Below are 25,733 nucleotides of genomic sequence, written 5' to 3' on the forward strand. Positions count from 1 at the left end.
GGGCCGTGGGCGCACGACGGTTGGGGCCCGGGCGGCCCAGTGCGTGGAGGCGTTGCTGGGAAGGCGCGGCGTCGCCATCCGGAATCGCCGCGAGGGGCTCCGACTCGGGTCCCGGCGGACTCGTGCCCGACGACGCCTCTCCTGCTCGCTGAACCTTCCCCGGCCGATCGCCGACGTGCTGCGGAGCGACCCGGCGGGTCCCGGGCAGGGCAGGAGCGGTGGCGGAGGCTGCGCGTGGACGCGAGGTCGAGAATGCGCAGCGGGCCTCGCTCGCCTCATGCAGCTTTCCAGCCCACGGCTCGGCCTCGCTCGACACCGCCGCTCGAGCCCGGCCCCGCTCCGGAATGCAGCCCGACCGCTCCAGCTCCGCCTGATTCCGGAACGCAGCCCGACCGCGCTGGCCCAGCCCGGCTCCCGGCTCCCGGCTCCCGGCTCCCGGCTCCCGGCTCCCGGCTCCCGGCTCCCGGCTCCAGGCTCCAGGCTCCAGGCTCCAGGCTCCAGGCTCCAGGCTCCAGGCTCCAGGCTCCAGGCTCCAGGCTCCAGGCTCCAGGCTCCAGGCGACGGTCTCACGCGCCGGGCGAGGCATCCCCCCTGCAGCCGCGAGACGTCGCACACGCGGGAGCGGCCCCTCTCACGCACCCGGTTTGAAGGCGACCTCCTTCGTGGTGACCGTGCCCGCGGTCCGACCTGGTGCGGCCTGGTGGGTCCAGTACAGGTTCGTGTGCGCGATGACCTGCGCGGGCGGCGGCGCGCCCCACGTAGTGCGGTCTCCCGTCGTGTGGGCGTCGCTCACCAGGGTCGCGTCGTAGCCTCGCGCGAAGGCGCCGTGCAGGGTGGAGCGGATGCAGGCGTCCGTCTCGGCTCCGCTCACCACCAGGTGCCCCACTCCCCGGTCGGCGAGGACTGACTCCAGGGTGGTGTCTTCGAAGGAGTCGCCGTAGGACTTCTCCACCAGCGGTTCCGACGGCGCGGGCTTCAGCTCCGGGACCAGTTCCCATTCGGAGCTGCCCTTTTCCAAACCCTCGTCGTTGTGCTGGACCCACACGACGGGGACCCCGGCCTCCCGGGCTTTGTCCACCAGCGCGGCCACGTTCGCCACGACGCTGTCCCGCTCGTGCGCGTCCGCGACGACGCCGTTCTGCACGTCGACGACCAGCAGTGCGGTGTTCGGCCGGTCTTTGAGAGTGGTCATGATCTTCCCTCCAGTCTGATACCGCCCACGCTAGCGCCGACCACCGACAAAAACCGGCGAAGTCACTCCGGGCGGAGGGCGTCGTGCGGGGAGGACGGGCCGAACTCGGCCTCGAAGCGGGTCAGCAGGCGGGACAGGAGACCGTTCAAGCCATCCAGCTCATCCTCACCCAGCACGGACCGGAACAGCGCCTGCTCTCGTTCGGTGCGTTTCCGAGTCGCGGCGGCCCAGCGGGCGCGACCCTTGCGGGTCAGGCGGATCGGGCGGCTCCGGCCGTCCGAGGACGCGGCGACGCGTTCCACCAAACCCGCTCGTTCCAGGCGGTCGATCCGTACGGTGACGGTGCCGGAGGTGACGCCCAGCCGGTCGCCCAGCTCTTTCGGGGTGAGCACCGCCGCGCGGCCCGAGCGGTGCAACGCCGACAGCGCTTGCCAGTCCCCCGTGCTGAAGCCGTATTCCTCCGCGACTCCGCGCAGCACCTGCTCGAACTGCCGCGACAGCCGGCCGATCCGCTGCCGGGCCGCTTCGACCTGCTCGTCCACGCCGTCCGGCATCACGGCCAGCCACGCGGCCAGGCCCGCCCCCACTGAGTCCAACTGGACACTCCCTCGAAGCTCAAGGTAGTTTGGTTTGAGTATCAAGGTACCTGGTCCTGGGGAGGTCCGCATGTCCGGACGCGTCTGGTTCATCACGGGAGCGAGCAGCGGGTTCGGCCGCGTGCTCGCCGAAACTGTGCTGGCGCGGGGAGAAAAGGTCGTGGCCACGGCTCGCGACACGAGTGCGCTCGAAGGCTTGAAGACGTTCACCGCCCGGCTGGACGTCACGGATCCGGCGTCGGTGGAAGCCGCGGTGAGCGCGGCGATCGCTGAGTACGGGCGGATCGACGTCCTGGTCAACAACGCCGGGCGCGGGCTGGTCGGCGCGCTCGAAGAACTGACCGACGAACAGGCTCGGCAAGTGCTCGAGACCAACGTGTTCGGCGTCCTGAACGTCACGCGCGCGGTGCTGCCGCATCTGCGGGCGCAGCGCAGCGGGCACATCGTGCAGTTGTCGTCGGTCGGCGGGGTGGTCGGGAATCCCGGGCACGCGTTGTACGCGACGTCGAAGTTCGCGCTGGAAGGGATGTCCGAGGCGCTCGCCGGGGAGGTCGCGCCGCTGGGGATCCGGGTGAGCCTGGTGGAACCAGGGCCGTTCCGGACGGACTTCGCCGGGAGGTCGATGACGTTTTCCGAACCTATCGACGACTACCGCGACACCCCGGCGGGCGTTATGCGCCAACGGTTTTCCGCGCAGGACGGCGTGCAGCCGAACGATCCGGCGAAGGCCGCGGAGGCCATCGTCAAACTCGTCGACACTCCGGACGCGCCGCTGCGGCTGCCGCTCGGGCCCGAGGCGGTGACCCGGATCCGGGCGAAGCTCGAGCAGCAGCTCGCCGATCTCGCGGCGTGGGAGGAGGTCTCGCTGGACACGCGTTATCCGGACGACTGAACGCTCAGCCGCCCGGATGACGCGGAGAGTCAGCCCACGGGGCCTTCGGCGGGCACGACCGTGACGTTCTGCTGCTGACCGGTCTGGTCGACGACGGTCACGGTGAGCTTGTCGCCGGGGTGATGCTGGTCCATCAGGGTGGTCAGCGCGGTGGGCGAGTCGACCGGTTTGCCGTCCACCGCGGTGATCACGTCTCCAGCGACGAGACCCGCTTTGGCCGCCGCGCCGTCGGGGACGACCTCTTGGATAGCGGCGCCCGTGCCGGTTCCGCTCTGCTGTTGCTGCTGCTGTCCGGCATCGCTGACGGTCACGCCCAGGAACGCGCTCTTCCCGATGTGAACCGTGTCGGAGCCGGTGCCGCCGACGATCTGGTGCGCGATGGAGATCGCCTGGTTGATCGGGATCGCGTAGCCCTCGTTCCCGCTGGAACCCTGCGAGCCGTCACCCTGCGAGCCATTGCCCTGCGAGCCGTCGCCTTGCGAGTCGCCCGGGGAGTTGTCGCCGGGGAAGCCGTTGCCGAGCCCGCCGTGGCCGCGTCGTCCGCCGCCGTTGAACTGGTACCCGGCCGAGGCCGCGGTGTCCATGCCGACGACCTGGCCCTGCCCGTTCACGAGCGGGCCGCCGGAATCGCCGGACTGGATGTTCGCGTCGACCTGGATCAGGTCCTTGAGCTTCTCGGACGAGCTGTTCGATTCGTCGGACGCGGTGATCGACTGGTTCAGCGCGGTCACCCGACCGCCGGCCGGGATCGGCGCTCCCCCGGCTCCGCCCGCGTTGCCGAGCCCGACGACCGCGTCGCCGACCTTGACCGACGAGGAATCGCCGAGCGTCTCCGTCGCCAGCCCGGACGCGTCCGCGAGCTTGAGCACCGCGACGTCGTGGCTGCGGTCGTAGCCGAGCACCGAGGCGGTGTACGTCTGGCCGTTGCCGATGTCGGTGACCTTGATGCTGGTCGCGCCCTCGACGACGTGGTTGTTCGTGAGCACCTCGCCGTCGGGGGTGAGCACGATGCCGGTGCCCGCCGCGGCCGCGCCCTGATAGCCCAGCTCGGTGTTGACGTTGACGACGCCCGGGCTGGCCTTCTTCGCGATCGCCTGCGGGTCGATCGCGGTGTTCGACGGGTTGGTCTGGTTGCCGATGGAACCGAAGTTCTGGTTCCCGGAAACGCCGGACGGCGCGGACGGCGTCCACACGAAGTGCCCGACCCCGAGCCCGACGGCGACCGACAGCGCGACCGCGCCGGCGGTCAGGGCCGCCGTCCGCAACGGATGGCGGGACCGCTGGTGGTGCGGCGCGGGGAACTGCTGGGTCGGGTACGGCTGACCGCCGGGCTGAGGTCCGTACGCGCCCGGCGGCGGAGTGCCCCAGTGGCCCCAGCCGTGCTGAGATTGCTGTCCGGCTCCCGGCGAGTAGGGGTACGCCTGTCCGTAACCGGGCTGTCCCTGGCCGTGCCCGCTGCGCTCCTGCTCGTTCATGGTCCGCTCCTGCGTCTCGTGACCCTCCGCCAGCTCAGGAAACACCTGCTACCTGAGATTTTCCTTGACGTCGTCCGTGCGAAACCTGTGTACCCGGGCCGCGGCACGGAAAAGCCCCGCCCGGCTCGGGAAAGAGCCGGACGGGGCCCGCGGAGACCGCGCCTTCTCCGCGCCGCCGGGGTTCCGGCGGCGAGGGTGGTCAGCTCACGTGCACGTAGTCGACCACCAGCTGTTGCGGGAACTGGGTGCTGCCGTCCGGGTCGCCCGGCCAGTCGCCGCCCACCGCGAGGTTCAAAATCAGGTAAAACGGGTGGTCGTACACCCATTTCTTGCCGTTGAGGTCCGCCGGCGTGCGGGTTTCGTAGGCCTGGCCGTCGACCAGCCAGACGATCTTGTCCGGCGACCAGTCGACCGCGTAGGTGTGGAAGTCGTCGGAGAAGTTCGGGCCGGTGAACGCCGCGCCGATGCCGCCCGCTCCCGAGTAGCCGGGGCCGTGGATGGTGCCGTGCACCGTGTTCGGCTCCTTGCCGATGTTTTCCATCACGTCGATCTCGCCGTCGTCCGGCCACTGCCCGCCGCCGAGCATCCAGAACGCCGGCCACATCCCTTGCCCGCGCGGCAGCTTCATCCGGACTTCCAGGTGCCCGTACGCCTGGCTGAACTTGCCGGACGTGTTCAGCCGCGCCGACGTGTACTGGCACGCGCCGTACCAGCAGGTGTTGCCGGAGTTCTCTTTCTTCGCGGTGATCACGAGGTGGCCCTGGCCGTCGAGCGCGGCGTTCGCCGCGCCCGAGGTGTACCACTGCCGTTCGTGGTTGTTGCCGTTGTTGTCGCCGGTTTCGTAGTTCCACTTGCTCCCGTCGGCGGGAGAGCCGGCCGGGCCGTCGAAATCGTCGGAGAACCCGGCGGCCGGAGCGGCGGCGGGCGCGGCGTTCCCGGCGGGCGTCAGCGCGACCGCGCCGGCGAGGACGAGCGCCGCGGGGATCGCGAGCAGCCGCCAGCGAGAGGGGGTGTGCGTGGACGTCATTGTCATCCCTCAATCACTCGAGGGGCGGCCTGGCGGCGCCACCCCGGGTTTGTTGTGGATGGCAACAAAGTATGCCGACCAGCGGCTCCACCGGCAAGACGCTCCGTGGGTCATTTTCCGACCGGAGTCGGGAGACGACGGCTGCGAGAGGAATTCCGGGCAACACCGGATGACCGGACGGGCAACACCGCAGGAAGGCCGTGAGGGGAACCCCGACGGACTCGGGGTTCCCCTCACGGCCTCGAAAGCGAAAGCGGTGGACAGGTCAGTCTTCGGCGGGGCGTTCCTCCAGCAACCACAGCACCCCGCTCGGCGGCAGTTGCAGCACCGCCGACGCGGGCTGGCCGTGCCACGGTTCCTCCGTCGCCTCCACCGCGCCCAGGTTCCCGACTCCCGAGCCGCCGTACGCTTCCGCGTCCGTGTTCAGCACCTCGGTCCACCGGCCGGCCGACGGGAGCCCCACCCGGTAGTCGTGGTGCGGGACTCCGGCGAAGTTCGCGATGCAGGCGAGCCGCGAACCGTCCGCGCCCAGGCGCAGGAAGCTCAGCACGTTCCCGGCGGAGTCGTTCGCGTCGATCCAGCGGAAGCCTTCCGGCCGGACGTCGCCGCTGAACAGCGCGGCGGTGTCCCGGTAGACCGCGTTCAGCTGCCGGATCAGGTCGCGCACGCCGCGGTGCAGCGGGGTTTCCAGCAGATGCCAGTCCAGCGGCCGCGACTCCGACCATTCGCGCGGCTGGCCGAATTCGCCGCCCATGAACAGCAATTGCTTGCCCGGATGCGCCCACATGAACGCCAGCAGCGCGCGCAGCCCGGCCGCCTTGTTCCAGTCGTCGCCCGGCATCCGTTCCCACAGCGAACCCTTGCCGTGCACCACTTCGTCGTGCGACAGCGGCAGGACGAAGTTCTCGCTCCACGCGTACACGAGCGAGAAGGTCATCTCGTTGTGGTGGTACGCCCGGTGGATCGGCTCGTGCGACAGGTAGCGGAGCGTGTCGTGCATCCAGCCCATGTTCCACTTGAAGCCGAACCCGAGACCGCCCAGATGCGTCGGGCGGGTGACGCCGGGCCACGCGGTGGACTCCTCGGCAACCATCACCACGCCCGGGTGTCGCTTGTAGACAGTCGCGTTCAGTTCCTGCAGAAACCGTACGGCGTCGAGGTTTTCCCGGCCGCCGTACTCGTTCGGCAGCCACTCCCCTTCCTTGCGGGAGTAGTCGAGGTACAGCATCGACGCGACCGCGTCCACGCGCAGGCCGTCGAGGTGGTACTCCTCCAGCCAGAACAGCGCGTTCGCGACGAGGAAGTTGCGCACCTCGTTGCGACCGAAGTTGAACACGAGCGTGCCCCAGTCCGGCTGCTCGCCGCGGCGCGGGTCCTCGTGCTCGTACAGCGGGCTGCCGTCGAACCGCGCCAGCGCCCAGATGTCGCGCGGGAAATGCGCGGGCACCCAGTCCACGAGCACGCCGATGCCGCGCTGGTGCAGATGGTCGACCAGGTACCGGAAGTCGTCCGGCGAGCCGAACCGCGACGTCGGCGCGTAGTACGAGGTGACCTGGTAGCCCCACGAGCCGCCGAACGGATGCTCGGCCACCGGCAGGAACTCGACGTGGGTGAAGCCGGTTTCCTCGACGTAGTCGGCCAGTTGGTCGGCCAGTTCGCGGTAGCCGAGCCCGGGCCGCCACGAGCCGAGGTGCACCTCGTACACGCTCATCGGCGCGTCCGCCCAGTCGGTCGCCTCGCGCCGGGCGACCCAGTCGCCGTCGCCCCAGGTGTACTCGGATTCGGTCACCTTCGACGCGGTCGCGGGCGGCACCTCGGTGGCGAACGCCATCGGGTCGGCCTTCTCGTGCCAGTGCCCGTCCGCGCCGAGGATGCGGAACTTGTAGCAGCTGCCGACGGAAACGCCGGGCACGAACAGCTCCCACACGCCGGACGACCCGAGCGAGCGCATCGGATGGCCGCGGCCCTCCCACGCGTTGAAGTCGCCGATCACCCGGACGCCGCGCGCGGTCGGCGCCCACACCGCGAAGGACACGCCTTCGACGACTCCGTTCGGGGTGTCGTACCGGCGCACGTGCGCGCCGAGGACGTCCCACAGCCGCTCGTGCCGTCCTTCGCCGATGAGGTGCTGGTCCAGCTCCCCCACCGTCGGCAGCCAGCGGTACGGGTCGTCGGTGACGACCGTCCGGTTGTCGTAGCCGACTTCGATCCGGTAGTCGCCGGGGTGTTCCGGCAGCGTCGCGGCGAACAGCGCGTCCGCCACGCGATCCAGCGGGACGCGTCGCTCGCCGGCGACGACCGACACCGATGTCGCGCCCGGGCGCAGCGCGCGCACGACGATGTCGCTGCCGACGGTGTGCACGCCGAGCACCGAATGCGGGTCGTGGTGCTCGCCTGCCAGCAGCCGGTCGATGTCGATCGGTGACGGCGCCGCCGAGGGCAGATCCGCGGGGACAGCGTTCACAGGGGTCACTCGCTTCCGTCGGTGCTGCGGGCGATCGCCGCCAGGGGCACGCTCAGCCAGTCCGGCCGGTTCGCGTGCTCGTAGGCGACCTCGTACACCGCTTTGTCCAGTTCAAAGGCGCGGAGCAGGTCCGCGTGCTCCCGCGGGTCGCCGACCGGCCCGCCGGCGCGGGCGTACCCGGTGCAGAACGCGGCGCGGTTGCGCCGGGCCCATTCCATCGCGTGCCGGGTCACGTCCGCGTTCTCGGGCTGCCCGACGAGCCGCTGGTGCGCCGCGTAGTCGAACGACCGCAGCATGCCCGCGACGTCGCGCAGCGGCGAGCGCAGCGCGTGCCGTTCCGCGACCGGGGCGGCCGGTTCGCCTTCGAAGTCCAGCAGCAGCCATCCGTTGACGGTACGCAGCACCTGGCCCAAGTGCAGATCGCCGTGGATGTACTGCAGCGAGATCGGCGCCTCGTGCGCGCGCACCGCTTCGAACACTTCGCGCAGCGCGGGCGCGTACACGGCCAGCTCCGGGACGGCCTCGGACACCTGGTCGAGACGCTCGGTCATCGCGCGCACCGTGCGGGCCAGCTCGTCGCTGTCTGCGGGCTCGGTGCCGAGCGCGGTCGCGAGGTCCGCGTGCACCTCGGCCACTGCGGTGCCCAGCCGCTCGGCCTCGCCCGCGAAGTCGCCGCCCGCTTCCTCCGCCGACTGGTCCGGTTCGGCCAGCAGGTCCCGCACGCTCGTGGTCGCCATCGCCCACCCGTCGACCGCGTCCGGCAGGAACTCCTGCAGCATCCCCATCGTCGCGGGTTCGCCGTGCAGTTCCCCGGAGATCGAGCCGACGACGCGCGCCACGTGCTTGCACCCGGCTTTCTGCAGCGCGCGGTGCAGCAGCAGGTCTTTGTTCATGCCCGGGCTGAGCTTGCGGAACAGCTTGAGGATGTACTGCCCGCCGTACACCAGCGAGGTGTTGCTCTGCTCCGCGGTGATCGGCCGCGAACGCAGCCCGGGCTCGAGCGTCGCGTCCGGTTCCGCCGCGAACCGCAGCGGCCCGACGGACTCGCCCGCCGCCATCCGGTCGAGCAGCCCGGCGGCGAGGTCCGCGTCGCCGCTCGCCTCGTAGAGCCGGTCGCCGAGCAGCGCCGCCGACGCGACCTCGGGAATCCCGGACCGGCGGCCGATCAGCAGCTGGTAGGGCTCGGCGCGGTCGCCCTGCACCACGTCGACGACCGCGTGCACCAGCAGCGGATCCGGGCCGTCCAGCACGGTGAGGCCGGCCGGGCGGACCTCGTCGACGGGCCGGTCCTTGCCCGCGAACCAGCGCTGCGCGGGCAGCCAGTCCGGCAGGAGGGCGGCCAGCGCCCCGGACACCTCGGACAGTTCGGGCGGGGGACCGTGGTGCGACAGCGGACTCACCTCATTCTTCCGGCTCGAGCAGCTGGAACCAGTAGAACCCGTGCCCGGGCAGCGTGAGCAGGTACGGCAGCTCGCCGATGTCCGGGAAGCGCACGCCGCCGGTCAGCTCGACCGGCGTCGCGCCCTGGTGCGCGGACAGGTCCAGTTCCACCGGCTGCGGGAAACGGGACAGGTTGTTGACGCACAGCACGACGTCCTCGCGGCCGTCCGGGCGCAGCCACCGGCGCTGGTAGGCGAGCACGCTCGGGTTCGAGCCGCCGAGGTCGGTGAAATCGCCCTGGCCGAACGCGTGGTGCTGCTTGCGGACCTCGATCATCCGGCGCGTCCAGTTCAGCAGCGACGCCGCGTTGTCGGCCTGCGCCTCGACGTTCAGCGCCTGGTGCCCGTACACCGGGTCCATGATCACCGGCAGGTAGATCCGGCCGGGGTCGCAGGTCGAGAACCCGGCGTTGCGGTCGGGCGTCCACTGCATCGGCGTGCGGACGGCGTCGCGGTCGCCGAGCCAGATGTTGTCGCCCATGCCGATCTCGTCGCCGTAGTACAGCACCGGCGACCCGGGCAGCGACAGCAGCAGCGCGGTGAACAGCTCCTGCTGGTTGCGGTCGTTGTCCAGCAGCGGGGCCAGCCGCCGGCGGATGCCGATGTTGGCCTTCATCCGCGGGTCCTTGGCGTACTCGGAGTACATGTAGTCGCGCTCTTCGTCGCTGACCATCTCGAGCGTCAGCTCGTCGTGGTTGCGCAGGAAGATGCCCCACTGCGTGCCGGACGGGATCTGCGGCGTCTGCAGCAGGATCTCCGAGATCGGGAACCGCGACTCCCGGCGCACGGCCATGAAGATCCGCGGCATCAGCGGGAAGTGGAACGCCATGTGGCATTCGTCGCCGCCGGACTCCGCGTCGCCGAAGTACTCGACCACGTCGGTCGGCCACTGGTTCGCCTCGGCCAGCAGGATCCGGCCGGGGTACTCGTCGTCGACCACTTTCCGGCAGCGCTTGAGGAAATCGTGCGTGCGCGGCAGGTTCTCGCAGTTGGTGCCCTCCTGTTCGAACAGGTAGGGCACCGCGTCCAGGCGGAAGCCGTCGATGCCGATGTCCAGCCAGAATCGCAGCACGTCGATCATCGCGTCCTGCACGGCCGGGTTCTCGTAGTTCAGGTCCGGCTGGTGGGAGAAGAACCGGTGCCAGTAGAACTGGCCGCGCACCGGGTCGTAGGTCCAGTTCGACGTTTCGGTGTCGACGAAGATGATCCGCGCGTCGGCGTAGCGGGAATCGTCGTCGCTCCACACGTAGTAGTCGCCGTACGGGCCGTCCGGGTCCGAGCGCGACTGCTGGAACCACGGATGCGCGTCCGACGTGTGGTTCAGCACCAGGTCGGTGATCACCCGGATGCCGCGCCGGTGCGCCTCGTCGAGCAGGTACACGAAGTCCTCGACGCTGCCGAATTCCGGCAGCACGGCACGGAAATCGCTGATGTCGTACCCGCCGTCGCGCAGCGGCGAGGCGTAGAACGGCGGCAGCCACAGGCAGTCCACGCCGAGCCAGGCGAGGTAGTCGAGCCGGCCGGCCAGCCCGCGCAGGTCGCCGGTGCCGTCGCCGTTCGAATCGGCGAACGCGCGCACCAGCACCTCGTAGAACACCGCGCTCTTGAACCATTCCGGGTCCTTCGGCGCCGCGTGCGCGTGCGTGAAGTCGTCCGCCTGCGGCTCGACCAGCATGCCGTCGGCGGTCATCGCCTCCCCGGTGTGCGGCACGTCCGCCAGTCCCGCCGCGGCGCCGGGCCGGCTCTCCTCGTCCATCCGTTCCACCTTGTCGTGAGTTTGCCGGTGCTGAATACGGTTATCCCGATCCGCTCCGGGATAACCACTCGTGTCGAAGAAGCCGTCAGGCCGCGAGCCTGCGGCGCAGCGCCACGATGTGCGCGACCGCCCGCCACGGTTCGAGCCGGACGAAGTTCGCCTGGCCCCAGTCCCACGTCTCGCCGGTGACCTCGTCGTGCGCGATGAGCCGTTCGGACCAGTCGAAGCCGAGCGACGGCAGGTCGAGCCAGAGCGTGCCCTCCTGCGCGTTGTGCGGGTCGAGGTTCACCACCGCGACGACCGTGTCCCCGGTCGCCGGGTCCTGTTTGGAGTAGGCGAGCAGCGCGTCGTTGTCGATGTGGTGGAAGCGCAGCGACCGCATGCCCTGCAGCGCCGGGTGCGCGCGGCGGACGGCGTTGAGCCGGGTCAGCCACGGTTCCAGCGAACGGCCCTCGGCGAGCGCGCGGGCGAAATCGCGCGGGCGCAGCTGGTACTTCTCCGAGTCGAGGTACTCCTCGCTGCCCGGCCGCACCGCCTCGGATTCGAACAGTTCGTAGCCGGAGTACACGCCCCAGGTCGGCGACATCGTCGCGGCGAGCGCGGCGCGCAGCGCGAACATGCCCGGACCGCCGTGCTGCAGCGATTCGTGCAGGATGTCCGGAGTGTTGACGAACAGGTTCGGCCGTCCGTGGTCCCAGTGCGCGACGAGGTCCGTGCCGAACTCGATCAGCTCTTCTTTCGTCGTGCGCCAGGTGAAGTACGTGTAGCTCTGCGTGAAGCCGAGTTTCGCCAGCCCCCACAGCCGGGCCGGACGGGTGAACGCCTCGGCGAGGAACAGCACGTCCGGATGCGCGTCCTTCACCGACTGGATCAGCCACGCCCAGAAGTCCGGCGGCTTGGTGTGCGGGTTGTCGACCCGGAAGATCCGCACCCCGTGCGACACCCAGTGCAGCACGACGCGCAGCACCTCGTCGTAGATGCCGCGCGGGTCGTTGTCGAAGTTGACCGGGTAGATGTCCTGGTACTTCTTCGGCGGGTTCTCCGCGTACGCGATGGTGCCGTCCGGGCGGGTGGTGAAGAACTCCGGGTATTTGACCACCCACGGGTGGTCCGGCGCGGCCTGCAGCGCGAGGTCGAGCGCGACCTCGAGGCCGAGTTCCTCCGCGCGCGCCACGAACGAGTCGAAATCCTCGATCGTGCCCAGCTGCGGGTGGATCGCGTCGTGCCCGCCCTCGTCGGCTCCGATCGCCCACGGCGAGCCGACGTCGTCCGGCGTCGCGTCCAGAGTGTTGTTGGGGCCCTTGCGGTTCACCCGCCCGATGGGGTGCACCGGCGGCAGGTAGACGACGTCGAAGCCCATGCCCGCGATGCGGTCCAGCTCGCGCTCGGCGGTGGCGAAGGTGCCGTGCACCGCGCGGCCCTGCGCGTCGACCCCGCCGGTGGAGCGGGGGAAGAATTCGTACCAGGAACCGAAAGCCGCGCGCTTGCGGTCGACCCACAGCTTCAGCGTGCGGCCCTTGGTGATCAGCTCGCGCACCGGGAAGTCGTGCATGAGCTGGCGGACCTCGGGCGAGAGCGCCGGTCCGACGCGCTCGGCGAGATCGCGCTCCTCGTCGCGCAGCGCGGCCGCGGCCCCGGCGAGCAGCGGGCGCTCGGCCCGCCGCTCCGGGCGGCGCGACACGCGGTCGAGCAGCCGCGCCCCGCTCTCCAGGTCGTTGGCCAGCTCCCCCGGCCCCTGCCCGGCGGCGATCTTCACCTCGACCGCGTGCTCCCAGGTGGCCCACGGATCGCTCCACGCGTCCACGCGATAGGTCCACATGCCCTCGGCGTCGGGCACGATCACCGCGCCGAACCGGTCGAGCCCGCGGCCCTGTTCGGCCATCCGGGTCTGGCGCGCGGCGCGGTCGCCGGGACCGCGCCAGGCGACCGTCGCGGCCACCGCGTCGTGACCCTCCCGCCAGACCGTGGCGGTGACGGGGAAATGTTCGCCTGCAACGGCTTTGGCCGGATGCCGGCCGCAGCTGACAATGGGTGCGACGTCGTCGATCCCGAGCCTGCCGGTCATGGCAATGCCCCTTTTTCACGGTGGGTGGGAGGGTGGTCGGAGTGTGCTTTCGCGAGCACGGTCAGTGTGCCTGATTCCTCCAAAGCCGTTGACAGCGGGGCCTTTTTCTGCAATTCCCGCCACCCGGTCGGGCGAAACGCGCCCATTCGGCGGAACTCCCGGACGCATTCCGGACCCCCGTCCGCAACACGCGCGCCGAATTGCGTTAACAATCGGCGGCGCGTTCCGGTGATTACCCGTGAGTATCGGGGCGGAAGTCCGGAGCGTGCGTTGCCGTCCGTGAAGGACTCCTTGGGGGAATCCGATTCCGGCAAGGAGTCCTTCACGGACCTCTGCGGAGCGAGTTACAGCTGCGGGATCTCGACCGTGTCCCGCGGCGCGCGCAGCAACAGCAGCGACCGCGCCTCGACCGTGATCCGCGCCTTCGGCTCGAGCACGCCGGGATGGGCCGGGGTGCCGTCGGCGGTGCTGGTGTCCAAAGTGGGCTTGAAGGTCTCGCCGTACTCCGGGCCGGGCAGGACGATCTCGGCCGGTTCCGCGCCCGCGTGCAGCACCAGCAGCCACGAATGGTCGGTGACGAGCTCGCCCTCGCGGTTGCGCGCCTGGCTGTTCGACCCGTCGATCCACATGCAGAGCGTGCGGCGGTCCTCGTCGAACCAGTCGATCTCGTCGAACTCCTCGCCGTCCGGGCGGAACCAGACGAGGTCGGGCTTGCCGGTGACCGTCGTGCGGCCCTCGAAGAACTCCGGCTGCCGCAGCGCCGGGCTGTGCGCGCGCAGCCGGATCACTCGGCGGGCGAAGTCGAGCATCGGCTCCGAGGCCTCGGTCGGGGTCCAGTCGATCCACGACGTCTCGTCGTCGAGGCAGTAGGCGTTGTTGTTGCCGTACTGGGTCCGCCACATCTCGTCGCCCGCGGCGAACATCGGCGTGCCGGTGGACAGCAGGAGCGTCGCGAACAGGTTGCGCGCCTGGCGGGTGCGCAGCGCGACGATCGCCGGGTCGTCGGTCTCGCCCTCCGCGCCGTGGTTCCACGACCGGTTGTCGTTCGTGCCGTCGCGGTTGTCCTCGCCGTTGGCCTCGTTGTGCTTTTCGTTGTAGGACACCAGATCCCGCAACGTGAAGCCGTCGTGCGCGGTGACGAAGTTGATCGACTGCCACGGACGGCGCAGGTTGTGGTCGTACAGATCCGACGAGCCGGACAACCGGTACGCGAGGTCCCGCACGCCGGTCGCGCCGCGCCAGAAGTCGCGGACGGTGTCGCGGTAGCGGCCGTTCCACTCGGCCCACTGCGCGCCGAAGTCGCCGACGCGGTAGCCCTCGCCGGTCGCGTCCCACGGTTCGGCGATCAGCTTGCAGCGCGACAGCACCGGGTCGGTCGTGATCGCGGTGAGCATCGTGGATTCGCGGTCGAACATCTCGCCGCGCGGGCGGCCGAGCGTGCTCGCCAGGTCGAAGCGGAACCCGTCGACGCCCATCTCCTGCGTCCAGTACCGCAGCGAGTCGGTGACCAGCCGGACGACCGTCGGCGAACCGGCGTCGAGGGTGTTGCCGCAGCCGGTGAGGTCGGCCATGTGGCCGCGGCGGGTGTGCAGGTAGTACGCCGGGGCGTCGAGGCCGCGCAGCGAGAGCGTCGGACCGTCCGGGCCGCCTTCGCAGGTGTGGTTGAAGACGACGTCGAGCAGCACCTCGATGCCGGCCGCGTGCAGTGCCGCCACCATCGTGCGGAACTCCTCGACCTCGCGGCCCGGCTCGCTCGCGTACCCGGCGTGCGGCGCGAAGTAGCCCAGCGGCGAGTAGCCCCAGTAGTTGTGCCGGCCCGAGCGGATCAGCGCGGGCTCGTCGGCGAACGAGTGCACCGGCAGCAGTTCGACGGTCGTCACGCCGAGCCGGGTCAGATGCTCGATCGCGACCGGGTGCGCGAGGCCGAGGTACGTGCCGCGCAGCGCCTCCGGGATGAACGGATGCTGCTGGGTGAACCCCTTCACGTGCAGCTCGCAGATCACCGACTCCTCGAACGGGACCTCGGGCTTGATCCCGGTGTCCTGTCCGCCCGGCGAGGTGACGACCGACAGCGGCACGGCGCCCAATGAGTCCACAGTGGACATCGGACCGCGCTCCGGGTCGCCGGTGAAGCCCTGTGCGGCGTGCAGGCTGACGAGCTTCCCGTCGATCCGGCGCGCGTACGGGTCGACGAGGAGCTTGGCCGGGTTGCACCGGTAGCCGTGCGCCGGGTCGTACGGACCGTGCACGCGGTAGCCGTAGCGCTGCCCGACCGTGACGCCCGGGACGAGGCCGTGCCAGACGCCGAACGTGCGTTCGGTCAGTTCGATCCGCCGCTCGGACCCGTCGTCTCCGATGAGGCACACCTCGACCGCGTCGGCGACGGCGGACGTCACCGCGAACCGGACGCCGCCCGCCTCCGGGTGGGCGCCGAGCGGGAACGGGCGTCCGGCGAGAACCTGGTTGTCGGATGCGGGTCGTTGTGCCATGCGCCGATCTTTTCAAACCCGGGGCGGCGGCGGGCTCCGGCTCTTGGCTGAACTTGCCCAGGCAGGGGTGATGACCTGGGCCGACGACGCCGCCGGCAGGGGTTCCGACCCGGGCGTGCCCCGAAGCGACCCGCGACCTCGGGTTGAGGGTTTCGGGACAGTCGCTCTCCGCCGCTACCCCGAGGTCACCCGGTAGCGACCAGGACGAACGACTCAGCGGGCAACGCCGTCGCAGCACCGCCGACTTCGGGATTCCCCCACGAAGCCAGCACCTCCCCCGCCACCGGAAGCTCGACCGGCTCCGGCCCGAAGTTGCACGCCAGCCGCAGCGCGCCCCGGTGCAGGACCAGCCACGCGTCGTCCGGCGCGGTGTCCACGACGACCCGGTCCAGCCGCGGGTCGGTGAGGTCCGGGTGCTCGCGGCGGAGCCGGATCAGCGTCCGGTACAGGCCGAGGATCTCCCGGTGGCCCGGTTTGGCCGGTTCGGTCCAGTCGAGCCGCGAGCGGGCGACGGTGGCCGGGTCCATCGGGTCCGGGACGTCCGTTTCGCCCCAGCCGTGCCGGGCGAATTCGCGGCGGCGGCCGGTGCGGACGGCCTCGGCCAGCTCCGGGTCCGGGAACGACGCGAAGAACTGCCACGGCGTCTCCGCGGCCCACTCCTCGCCCATGAACAGCATCGGCGTGAACGGCGAGCAGAACACCACCGCGGCGCCGCAGGCCAGCAGGCCGGGCGAAACGGTCGCGGACAGCCGGTCGCCGGTCGCGCGGTTCCCGATCTGGTCGTGATCCTGCAGGTAGGCCAGGAACCGGTGGCCGGGGGCGACGCGCCGGTCGAGCGGGCGGCCGTGCGTGCGCTCGCGGAACGACGACCACGTGCCGGCGTGGAAGAACGCCTCCCGGAGGGTTTTGGCCAGCGCGCCAGGCTCGGCGAAATCGGTGTAGTAACCGGTGGTCTCGCCGGTGAGCCGGACGTGCAGCGCATGGTGCAGGTCGTCGGACCACTGCGCGTGCAGGCCGTAGCCGCCGGCGTCGCGGGCGGTGACGAGCTTCGGGTCGTTCTGGTCGGACTCCGCGATCAACGTCAGCGGGCGGTTCAGCGCGGCTGACAGTGCGTCGACCTCGGCGGACAGCTCCTCCAGCAGGTGCACGGCGCGTTTGTCGACCAGCGCGTGCACGGCGTCGAGGCGCAGGCCGTCGACGTGGAAGTCGCGCAGCCAGCCGAGGGCGTTGTCGATGACGTAGCGGCGGACTTCGTCGGAACCGGGACCGTCGAGGTTCAGGCCGGCGCCCCAGTCCGTGCGGCCGGCGAAGTACGGGCCGAACCGGTCGAGGTAGGCGCCGGATGGGCCGAGGTGGTTGTAGACCACGTCGAGCACGACCGCGAGCCCGCGCGCGTGACAGGCGTCGACCAGGCGTTTCAGCCCGTCCGGGCCGCCGTAGGGTTCGTGCGCCGCGCCCCAGAGGACGCCGTCGTAGCCCCAGCCAGCGGTGCCGTCGAAGGAGTTCACCGGCAGCAGTTCGACGTGCGTGATGCCGAGGTCGACCAGGTGCCCGAGCCGGTCAATGACCGCGTCGAACGTGCCTGCCTCGGTGAAGGTGCCGACATGCAGTTCGTAGACCACCCCGCCGGGCAGCTGCCGTCCGGTCCACGCCTGGTCGGTCCAGGCGAAGGCGGAATGGTCGTAGACGCGCGAGGCGTCGTGCACGCCGTTCGGCTGGCGCAGCGAGCGCGGGTCCGGCAGCGGGCGGTCGTCGTCGCCGAGCAGGAACGCGTAGTCCGTGCCGGTGACGTCGGCCTGCCACCAGCCGTTGCCGGCGGCGGTCATCTCGTGATCGGTGCCGTCAACGCGGACGCGGACGCGCTCGGCGGACGGGGCCCATACGCGGAACATCAGGAGTCCTCCCGCACCAGCAGCGCGACCGGGTACTGGTCGAACAACGCGGACGCCCGCGGGGCGTCGCCTACTCCGCGGCCGGTCAGCACGTCGGTCCATTCGCCGGCGCGCAGCGGCAGAACGGTGTCGCGCCAGCCGCCCGCGCGCTCCAGTCCCAGCGGCAGCCGCGTGACCGCCACGGTCAGTCCGGCACCGCGTTCGAAGGCCAGAAGGTGTTCCGCCGCAACGCCTTCGGCGTGCAACGGCCGGTATCCGGTGAAGAGCTCCGGCCGGTCTCGGCGCAGGGTCAGCGCGTGGTGGACCACCAGGAGTTTCGCCGCGCCGGTCTCGTCGATCTCCGGCTGTTCGCCCGCTTGGACGCGTTCGAGCAGGGCGCGCCGGACGTCGTAGTCGACCTCGCGGCGGTTGTCCGGGTCGACCAGCGAGTAGTCCCACAGCTCGGTGCCCTGGTAGACGTCCGGGACGCCGGGTCCGGCCAGCTGCACCAGCTTCTGGCCGAGCGAATTCGCCCAGCCCGCGCCGCGCACCCGGTTGACGAACGCCTCGACGTCCGCCGCCAGCGAAGCGTCGCCCAGCACCGCGGACGGCCACTCGGCGACGGCACGTTCGAAGTCCTCGTCGTGGTCCGTCCAGGAGGTGCGGAGTTTCGCTTCCTTCGCGGCTTTGTCGAGGTAGTCGCGGAGCCGCTCCGGCGAGATCGGCCACGCGCCCACGAGCGTCTGCCACGCCAGGAGATTCAGCGCGGGCTCGTCGATGCCGCGCGCGGCGGTCCAGCGGCGGACCGCTACGGCGAACTCGTCCGCGACCTCCGACAGCGCGGCCATCCGGGCCCGGGTGTCCTCGGACCGCTTCGTGTCGTGAGTGGTCAGCGTGGTCATCGTGGCCGGGGCCGCGGCCGCCCGGCCCGCGGCCAGGGTGTGGAATTCCCCGGCGCTCAGCCCGAAACGGTCCGGATTGCCGCCGACCTCGTTCAGCGCGGCGAACCGGGTGAACCGGTAGAACGTCGTGTCCTCGGTGCCCTTCGCGACGACCATGCCGGACGTCTGCTGGATCCGCGTCGCCAGCTCGCCGTCCGGCTCGCCGCGCACCTGGCTGTCCAGCGCGTCGAGCGCGGGGGCCAGCTCGGGCCGCCGCTTGCGCGCCCGCGCGACGGCGGTCGCCCAGTGTCCGGACCCCTCAGGGAGGTACGAGCGGTAGACCGGGAACGCGATCATCACCTCGGCCACGGCGGCGCGGGCCGCGTCGGCGTCCACGCCCTGGAGCAGCGCGGCGATCCGGTGCACCTCGGCGACCAGGATGCCGTCGGTCACCAACCTCCGCGCGCCTTCTTCGACCGCGTGGTAGTCGGTGCGCACGCCTTGTTCGGCGGCGAGCCGGGTGAAGACCGGCGCGGCGGCCGGGTCCACGAAAACGCCCGTGATCTCGCGCAGCGCGTCGTATCCGGTGGTCCCGTCGACCGGCCAGCTCTGCGGCAGCGCCTCGCCCGGGTGCAGGATCTTCTCCGCCACCAGCCACGCCCCCGGCGCGCCCTCGCGGAGCCGCCGGAAGTAGCCGCCCGGGTCCGCGAGCCCGTCCGGATGGTCCACGCGCAGGCCGGTGACGTCGCCGTCGGACACCCAGCGCAGCACCTCGCCGTGCGTTTCGGCGAACACCTCCGGCCGCTCCACGGTGACCGCGGCCAGGTTCGTGATGTCGAAGAACCGCCGGTAGTTCAGCTCCCGGTTGCCGCGCCGCCAGCCGACGAGCTCGTAATGCTGGCGCGCGTGCACTTCCCGCGGCGTGCCCTCGCCGGTGCCGGGCGCGATCGGGAACCGGTGGTCGTAGTAGACCAGTTCGTCCCCTTCGACAGTCACCTCGTCGTTGTCGTCGCCGAGTACCGGCAGCAGCAGCCTTCCCCGGCTCCAGTCGATGTCGAAAAACGGCGCGTACGGCGAATCCTGGCCGTTCCGCAGCACGTCCCACCACCACCGGTTCGCCTTCGGCGCCTCGACCGACATGTGGTTCGGCACGATGTCCACCACAAACCCGAGCCCGGCGTCTTTCAGCCGCGCCGACAACGCCTTTCGCGCTTCCTCGCCGCCCAGTTCGCCCCGGGCGCGCGTCGGGTCGGTGACGTCGTAACCGTGCGTGGACCCGGGCGTCGCGTCGAGCATCGGCGAGCCGTACAACGCGCCGATGCCCAGCTCGTGCAAGTAGTCCACGATCGCGGCGGCGTCGGCGAAACCGAACTCCGGCCGCAGCTGTACGCGATAGGTCGAGGACGGCGTGCTCATTCGCCCTCCTTGGCGGTGCGCTGGAGCACCACGAGGGAACGCGCGGCGAGCGTGAACTTGCCGCCGCCTTCGACCGGCTCGACGTCGCCGTGCCCGACCGTGCCGGTCGCCGTGTCGACGACGACTGTCCATTCGCGACCGTAGCCGTTGCCGGGCAGGGTCATCGCGATGTCCTCCCAGTGCGCGTTGAACGCGAGCAGGAACGAATCGTCCTCCACCGGCATCCCGCGCGGGTCGAGGTCCGGAATCCCTTCCCCGTTCAGGAAAATCACCACGGACTTGCCGAACGCGTCGTCCCAGTTCTGCTCGGTCATCTCCTCGCCGGCCGGGGTGAACCAGGCGATGTCGCCCAGCTCCTCCCCCTTGCGCACCGGTTTGCCCTGGAAGAACCGGCGGCGGCGGAACACCGGATGCGCCTTGCGGAACGCGGTCAGCGCGGCGGTGAACTCGACCAGATCCGAGTTCTCCGCGGCGAGTTCCCAGTCCATCCAGGACAGTTCGGTGTCCTGGCAGTAGGCGTTGTTGTTGCCCTGCTGCGTGCGGCCGAGTTCATCGCCGTGCAGCAGCATCGGCACGCCTTGCGACAGCAGCAGCGTGGCGAGCAGGTTCCGGCGCTGCCGTGCGCGCAGCGCGAGGACCTCTTTGTCGTCGGTCGGGCCTTCGACGCCGCAGTTCCACGACCGGTTGTCGTCCGCGCCGTCGCGGTTGTCCTCGCCGTTGGCCTCGTTGTGCTTTTCGTTGTAGGACACCAGGTCGGTGAGCGTGAAACCGTCGTGCGCGGTGACGAAGTTGATCGACGCGAACGGGCGGCGGCCGTCGTCCTGGTACAGATCCGACGAACCGGTGATCCGCGACGCGAACTCGCCCAGCGTGGACGGTTCGCCGCGCCAGAAATCGCGCACCGTGTCGCGGTACTGCCCGTTCCATTCGGTCCACAGCGGAGGGAAGTTGCCGACCTGGTAGCCGCCGGGCCCGACGTCCCACGGTTCGGCGATCAGCTTGACCTGGCTCACGATCGGGTCCTGCTGCACGAGGTCGAAGAACGTCGACAGCCGGTCGACGTCGTAGAACTCGCGGGCCAGCGCCGAGGCGAGGTCGAACCGGAAGCCGTCCACGTGCATTTCGGTCACCCAGTACCGCAGCGAGTCCATGATCAGCTGCAGCGTGTGCGGGCTGCGCACGTTGAGCGAGTTCCCGGTGCCGGTGTAGTCCATGTAGTACTGCGGATCGTCCTCGACCAGGCGGTAGTACGCCTCGTTGTCGATGCCGCGCATGGACAGCGTCGGGCCGAGGTGGTTGCCCTCGGCGGTGTGGTTGTAGACCACGTCGAGGATCACCTCGATGCCGGCCTCGTGCAGGGCACGGACCATGCCCTTGAACTCCTGGACCTGCCCGCCCTGGCCCTGCATCGCGGCGTACGCGTCGTGCGGCGCGAAGTAGCCGATCGTGTTGTAGCCCCAGTAGTTGCGCAGGCCCTTTTCGTCGAGGCCGTGGTCGGTGACGAACTGGTGCACCGGCATCAGCTCCACCGTGGTCACGCCGAGCTTCTGCAGGTGCTCGACGATCGCCGGGTGCGCCAGCCCGGCGTACGTGCCGCGCAGCCGCTCGGGCACGAACGGATGCGTCATCGTCATGCCGCGCACGTGCGTTTCGTAAATGACCGTTTCGTGGTACGGCACCCCGGGAGCCCGGTCGTTGGCCCAGTCGAAGAACGGGCTCACCACGAGCGAATACGGAACGTGGCCCGCCGAATCGTCCTCGTTGAACTGCTCCGGGTCGTCGAAGCGGTAGCTGAACAGCGCCTCGGACCAGTCGACGCCGCGGGACAGCGCCTTGGCGTACGGGTCGATCAGCAGCTTGCTCGGATTGCAGCGCTGGCCGCGGCTCGGGTCGTACGGTCCGTGCACGCGGAATCCGTACCGCTGTCCGGGGCCGACGCCGAGCAGGTAGCCGTGGTGGACGAAGCCGTCGACTTCCTCCAGCCGCGAGCGGGTCTCGTTGCCCTCCTCGTCGAACAGGCAGAGATCGACGTGCTCGGCGACCTCGGAGAACAGCGCGAAGTTCGTCCCCACGCCGTCGTAGGTCGCGCCGAGCGGGTAGGGCTTTCCGGGCCAGGGCCGCACAGGGCTTCTCCTTGGGCATCGGTTTTCGTTGTCCGGACGGGCTTTTCGAGCGTTCAGCGCAGCGGGCGCGCGGCGGCGAGCGGGGCGATCGCCGCCCGCACCCGCGGGTCGGCGAAGAACCCGTCGACGGTGACGGGAAGGGGGATGCGCCAGTTAGGGTACTCATCCACCGTGCCCGGCAGGTTCGGCTGGCGCCGTTCGCCGACGACGTCCGCGGGGGCGGTGAGCACGAGCCGCGACGCCGCCGAGGCGAGCAGCGCGTGCAAGGCGACCACCAAGTCGTCGTCCGGAATTCCTTCGCCGGCAACCAGTTCGAGCAGCGCCTTCCGCTCCGCCGCCGCCTCGGCGTACTCCTGCTCCGCCGGACGGTCGAGCTGGCCGAGCTCGGCGCGGACCCGGACGTGCTCGGCCTCGAGCCAGCCGGAGACGGTCGGCAGGTCGTGCGTCGAAATGCTGGCCATCGCGTCCGGATCCCAGCGGTCCGGGCGGACGAACGGCGTGCCGGGCGCGTCCCAGTCGCGCTGGAACCACAGCACCGCGGAGCTGAGCAGGCCGCGTTCGTGCATGGTTTCGGTGACGGTGTCCTCGACGGTGCCGAGGTCCTCCCCCACCACGACCGCGCCCGCGCGGTGCGCTTCCAGCGCGAGCACGCCGAGCATCGCTTCGGCGTCGTAGTGCACGTACGTGCCGCGACCAGCCGGTTCGCCCGGCGGAATCCACCACAATCGCCACATCCCGGCGACGTGGTCCACCCGGATGCCGTCGGCGTGCTTCACCACTCCGCGCACGACGTCGCGGAACGGCGCGTACCCGGCTTCGGCGAGCCGGTCCGGCCGCCACGGCGGCAGATTCCAGTCCTGGCCCTGCTGGTTGAACGCGTCCGGCGGCGCGCCGACCCGCACCTGCGCGGCGAACACGTCCCGCAGCGCCCAGGTGTCCGCGCCGCCGGGATGCACCCCGACCGGCAGATCGTGCACGACACCGACCGGCATGCCCGCTTCGCGCGCGGCGCGGCGGACGTTGTCGAGCTGCTCGTGACAGAGCTGCTGCAGCCAGCCGTGGAACTCGATCCGCTCGGCCAGCTCCTCGCGAGCGGCGGCCACCTCGGCGCTGCCGGGATCGCGCAACGGCTCGGGCCACTCGCGCCAGTCGCTGCCGTGCACCTCGGCGAGCGCGCCGAACGCGGCGAAATCGCGAAGGTCGTCGTCCAGTTCGACCGGGCGCGGATGGTGCGGGCGCAGCAGGTCGAGCGCGGCGCGTTTGGCGGTCCACACGGCGTCGTAGTCGATCAGCTCGCCGATCGGATCCGGCGCGAGCGCCCGCACCCGCCGCTGGGTGTCTTCGTCGGCGCGGGCGAACGCTTCGGTGTCGGTCACCCGCAGGTACAGCGGGTTCGCGAACCGGCGGCTGGACGGCGAATACGGCGACCGCTCGACCGGATGCGCCGGGCTGATCGCTTGCACCGGGTTGACGAGCAGCACGCCCGCGCCCAGTTCGGCGGCCGACCGGGACGCCATTTCGGCGAGATCGCCGAAATCGCCCATCCCCCACGACTCGCCGGAGTGCAGCGCGTAGAGCTGCAGCATCCAGCCCCACGCGGGCGGCACCGCGGGCAGCCGCTCCGGGACAACAGCCAGCGTGACCTGTTGCTCAGCGGTCACGATCCGGTGCCAGCCCAGCGGAAGGTCAGCCGGAAGTGTGGTGCCGACGTCACGCACGGTGCCGTCTTCGAGTTCGACGGTGGCGGCTCGGCCGAGTTCGCGCTCTTGCCCGGCACGCACCACGACAGTCGGCGGGAGCGCTTGCGACGCGCGGGCTTCTCGCACCGCGGCCAATTCGCGCTGAATTGCTTGCGGAGTACTGGCGTCGACGTCGAGCTGCGCCAATACCGCGATCACGACGTCAGGATCGACCTGCACTTCGACGTGGTCGGCGTTTTCGTAGCGGGTGGCGACTCCGTGGGCGGCGGCCAGTTCGGCCAGCTCCGGGGTCACGCTTCGGTCCGGGGAACGGGAATGCGCACCGGACCAGTGTCCCGGGCGGTGCCGCGCGGCGCCATTCGCCTCGCCGCCGCAGACGGGCGAAGCGGTGACCGGCCGGTCGGGGGGCGTGCCGGCCGGTCACCGCCACACGAAACAAGAGGGAAGGCGTTCGCCGGAATGACGCGCGACGGCCGAGTTCACCCGTTCAGGCGCTCTTCGCTCTTTCAGCGCGCGGTCCCCGCCGGAAGGAGGTAGCGCTGTCCGAAGTGGACGCCGCTCAGGTCCCGGCCAGCTGCCCGAGCTTCCCGGCGAGCCGGTCCAGCCACGCTTCGACCTCGCTCGGGGAGCGGTCCGGCAGGCCGAACACGACCTCGGTCACGCCCGCCTCCTCGAGCCGGGCCAGCCCTTCCGGATCCGGGCGCGGGCCGAGCGCGATCACCTCCGGCTCGCCCTCGCGGCCTTCCTCGCGCCAGATCTCGCGCAGCTGCGCGACTTTCGCGGCGATGTCGCCTTCGGCCGGCGTGGTGAGCCAGCCGTCGCCGTGGCGCGCGATCCAGCGGAACGTGCGCTCCGTGCCGCCCGCGCCGACGACCACCGGCACCTTGGCCTGCACCGGTTTCGGCCACGCCCAGCTCGGCCCGAACTCCACGAACTCGCCCGCGTAGCTCGCCTCTTCCTCGGTCCACAGCGCGCGCATCGCCTCGAGGTACTCGCGCAGGGCCGTCCGCCGCCGCTTCCCCGGCACGCCGTGGTCGGCGAGTTCGTCGGTGTTCCAGCCGAAGCCGACGCCGAGCGTGACCCGGCCGCCGGACAGGTGGTCCAGCGTCGCGACGGTCTTGGCGAGCGTGATCGGGTCGCTTTCCACCGGCAGCGCCACCGCGGTCGCCAGCCGGATCGTCGAGGTCACCGGCACCGCGCTGGCCAGCGCGACCCACGGGTCGAGCGTGCGCAGATAGCGGTCGTCCGGCAGCGAAGAGTCGCCGGTCCGCGGATGCGGGGCGTCGCGCCGGACCGGGATGTGGGTGTGTTCGGGCACGTAGAACGTCGCGAATCCGGCCTCTTCCGCGGCCTGCGCGGCCGCCGCCGGGGAGATGCCCCGGTCGCTGGTGAACAGCACGATCCCGTATCTCACCCGGGCGACATTATTAGAACGTGTTTCAGTTTGCAACGGCCGCCGCGCGCGGGCGATTAATCCTGGGAAAACCCGGGCTTGACGGCGCCCCTGGCCGGGTACTCCACTGGTACTTGCGATCACCGGCCCGTCCTGCCCGAGGAGGGGATCATGCTGCCCTATCGCGACCGCAGCGCCCTGCGGAAGATCGAAGAGGAACTCGCCGCGAGCGACCCCGTGTTCGCCGCGACGCTGAGCCAAGGCGTGCCGCCCGCGGAATCCCGGCGGTGGCAGAAGATCCTCGTCCTCGCCGAGGTCACCGTCGCGCTGATGCTGGTGTTCGGCCTGATGGGCGGCGAGACGGGCTGGTTCCTGTGGGGCCTGCTCGCCGCGCCGCTGCTGGTCTGGACGCACCGGACCATGCTGCGGAGCCGTCGCGAGGGCGCGGCTGACGACCAGCCGTGACGCTCAGCGCCCGGCAGCGCGCTCGAGCAGCGGAGTGAGCCGGTACGGCACCATTTCGCGCATGACGAGCGCGTTGTTGGTGCGCTCGACGCCGGGGATTTCCAGGATTTCCCCGGCGATCCGGTACAGGTCGTCGGCGTCGGTCGCCACCACGTGCACCAGAAGGTCCTGCGCGCCGGTCAATCCGCGCACCTGCAGCACCTCCGGCACCGCGGCGAGCGCGCGGCCGACTTCGTCCAGCAACCGCTGCCGTGCCTGCACCGTCACGAACGCGGTGAGCGGGTAGCCGAGCGCGGCCGGGTCGATCCGGTGTTCGGGCGAGCGCAGCGCGTCGCCCTGTTCGAGGCGGGCGAGCCGGCTCTGCACGGTGTTGCGGGACAGGCCGAGTTCGTCGGCGAGCGCGACCGCGGTGGCGCGCGGGGCACGGCCGAGCGCGAGCAGGATCCGGGCGTCGGTGGCGTCGAGCCGCTGAGTGCTGGGCATGCTGCG

Annotated in this window: 16 protein-coding genes and 1 pseudogene; 2 read left to right on the forward strand and 15 right to left on the reverse strand. The window is 70.8% G+C overall.

All coding sequences use genetic code 11. The annotated features are described in order from the left end of the window. Window positions 1-631 precede the first annotated feature (631 nt). Together H5411_RS20395 and H5411_RS20400 are read right to left on the reverse strand one after the other, a co-directional pair. Window positions 632-1,192: a cysteine hydrolase family protein gene (locus H5411_RS20395; protein ID WP_183124678.1), complete on the reverse strand. Its 561-nt coding sequence runs from the start codon at window positions 1,190-1,192 to the stop codon at window positions 632-634. 62 nt (window positions 1,193-1,254) lie between these two features. Then, the gene (locus H5411_RS20400; protein WP_312878488.1) at window positions 1,255-1,779 is read right to left on the reverse strand and encodes a MarR family winged helix-turn-helix transcriptional regulator; all 525 of its coding nucleotides are present in this window, start codon (window positions 1,777-1,779) and stop codon (window positions 1,255-1,257) included. Between the two features lie 79 nt (window positions 1,780-1,858). On the opposite strand from H5411_RS20400, the gene H5411_RS20405 reads away from it, so the two are divergent. Then, window positions 1,859-2,680 carry an oxidoreductase gene (locus tag H5411_RS20405; protein WP_183124679.1) on the forward strand — a complete coding sequence of 274 codons (822 nt, stop codon included), beginning with the start codon at window positions 1,859-1,861 and terminating at the stop codon, window positions 2,678-2,680. Window positions 2,681-2,709: 29 nt separating this feature from the next. Here H5411_RS20405 and H5411_RS20410 read toward each other — a convergent pair whose 3' ends face one another. From H5411_RS20410 to H5411_RS20465, 12 genes and pseudogenes are all read right to left on the reverse strand, one after another. Next, window positions 2,710-4,155, reverse strand: a complete 1,446-nt coding sequence (locus tag H5411_RS20410; RefSeq protein ID WP_183124680.1) for a S1C family serine protease — start codon at window positions 4,153-4,155, stop codon at window positions 2,710-2,712. 202 nt (window positions 4,156-4,357) lie between these two features. Further along, a pseudogene (locus H5411_RS20415) lies at window positions 4,358-5,182 on the reverse strand (glycoside hydrolase family 16 protein); the annotation flags it as partial. A 265-nt stretch (window positions 5,183-5,447) separates the two neighbouring features. Continuing rightward, window positions 5,448-7,646: a 1,4-alpha-glucan branching protein GlgB gene (gene glgB, locus H5411_RS20420; RefSeq protein ID WP_183124730.1), complete on the reverse strand. Its 2,199-nt coding sequence runs from the start codon at window positions 7,644-7,646 to the stop codon at window positions 5,448-5,450. Between the two features lie 5 nt (window positions 7,647-7,651). Next, window positions 7,652-9,037 carry a maltokinase N-terminal cap-like domain-containing protein gene (locus H5411_RS20425; protein WP_460431771.1) on the reverse strand — a complete coding sequence of 462 codons (1,386 nt, stop codon included), beginning with the start codon at window positions 9,035-9,037 and terminating at the stop codon, window positions 7,652-7,654. Between the two features lie 10 nt (window positions 9,038-9,047). Then, on the reverse strand, window positions 9,048-10,841 hold the full coding sequence (gene treS, locus H5411_RS20430; protein WP_183124682.1) for a maltose alpha-D-glucosyltransferase: 1,794 nt from the start codon (window positions 10,839-10,841) through the stop codon (window positions 9,048-9,050). An 85-nt stretch (window positions 10,842-10,926) separates the two neighbouring features. Further along, window positions 10,927-12,906 carry an alpha-1,4-glucan--maltose-1-phosphate maltosyltransferase gene (locus H5411_RS20435; protein ID WP_101439457.1) on the reverse strand — a complete coding sequence of 660 codons (1,980 nt, stop codon included), beginning with the start codon at window positions 12,904-12,906 and terminating at the stop codon, window positions 10,927-10,929. A gap of 344 nt (window positions 12,907-13,250) precedes the next feature. After that, on the reverse strand, window positions 13,251-15,395 hold the full coding sequence (gene glgX / locus H5411_RS20440; RefSeq protein WP_183124683.1) for a glycogen debranching protein GlgX: 2,145 nt from the start codon (window positions 15,393-15,395) through the stop codon (window positions 13,251-13,253). 185 nt (window positions 15,396-15,580) lie between these two features. Next, the gene (gene treZ / locus H5411_RS20445; RefSeq protein WP_183124732.1) at window positions 15,581-17,290 is read right to left on the reverse strand and encodes a malto-oligosyltrehalose trehalohydrolase; all 1,710 of its coding nucleotides are present in this window, start codon (window positions 17,288-17,290) and stop codon (window positions 15,581-15,583) included. After that, window positions 17,287-19,563: a malto-oligosyltrehalose synthase gene (gene treY, locus H5411_RS20450; protein ID WP_183124684.1), complete on the reverse strand. Its 2,277-nt coding sequence runs from the start codon at window positions 19,561-19,563 to the stop codon at window positions 17,287-17,289. Before treY ends, treZ begins: the two co-directional genes overlap by 4 nt. Then, window positions 19,560-21,686: a glycogen debranching protein GlgX gene (gene glgX / locus H5411_RS20455; protein ID WP_183124685.1), complete on the reverse strand. Its 2,127-nt coding sequence runs from the start codon at window positions 21,684-21,686 to the stop codon at window positions 19,560-19,562. The genes treY and glgX (H5411_RS20455) overlap by 4 nt, the downstream gene beginning before the upstream one ends. Before the next feature lie 53 nt (window positions 21,687-21,739). Continuing rightward, window positions 21,740-23,680, reverse strand: a complete 1,941-nt coding sequence (malQ, locus tag H5411_RS20460; RefSeq protein WP_101439453.1) for a 4-alpha-glucanotransferase — start codon at window positions 23,678-23,680, stop codon at window positions 21,740-21,742. A 265-nt stretch (window positions 23,681-23,945) separates the two neighbouring features. Then, complete coding sequence (locus H5411_RS20465) at window positions 23,946-24,800, reverse strand: LLM class F420-dependent oxidoreductase (protein WP_101439452.1); 855 nt, start codon at window positions 24,798-24,800, stop codon at window positions 23,946-23,948. Between the two features lie 150 nt (window positions 24,801-24,950). On the opposite strand from H5411_RS20465, the gene H5411_RS20470 reads away from it, so the two are divergent. Next, window positions 24,951-25,244: a DUF3040 domain-containing protein gene (locus tag H5411_RS20470; protein WP_101439451.1), complete on the forward strand. Its 294-nt coding sequence runs from the start codon at window positions 24,951-24,953 to the stop codon at window positions 25,242-25,244. Window positions 25,245-25,247: 3 nt separating this feature from the next. Here the strand turns inward: H5411_RS20470 and H5411_RS20475 are convergent, their stop codons facing one another. Beyond that, on the reverse strand, window positions 25,248-25,727 hold the full coding sequence (locus H5411_RS20475; RefSeq protein ID WP_101439450.1) for an Lrp/AsnC family transcriptional regulator: 480 nt from the start codon (window positions 25,725-25,727) through the stop codon (window positions 25,248-25,250). Between the last annotated feature and the right edge of the window lie 6 nt (window positions 25,728-25,733).

Source organism: Amycolatopsis echigonensis, assembly GCF_014174495.1.
Taxonomy (GTDB): Bacteria; Actinomycetota; Actinomycetes; order Mycobacteriales; family Pseudonocardiaceae; genus Amycolatopsis; species Amycolatopsis echigonensis.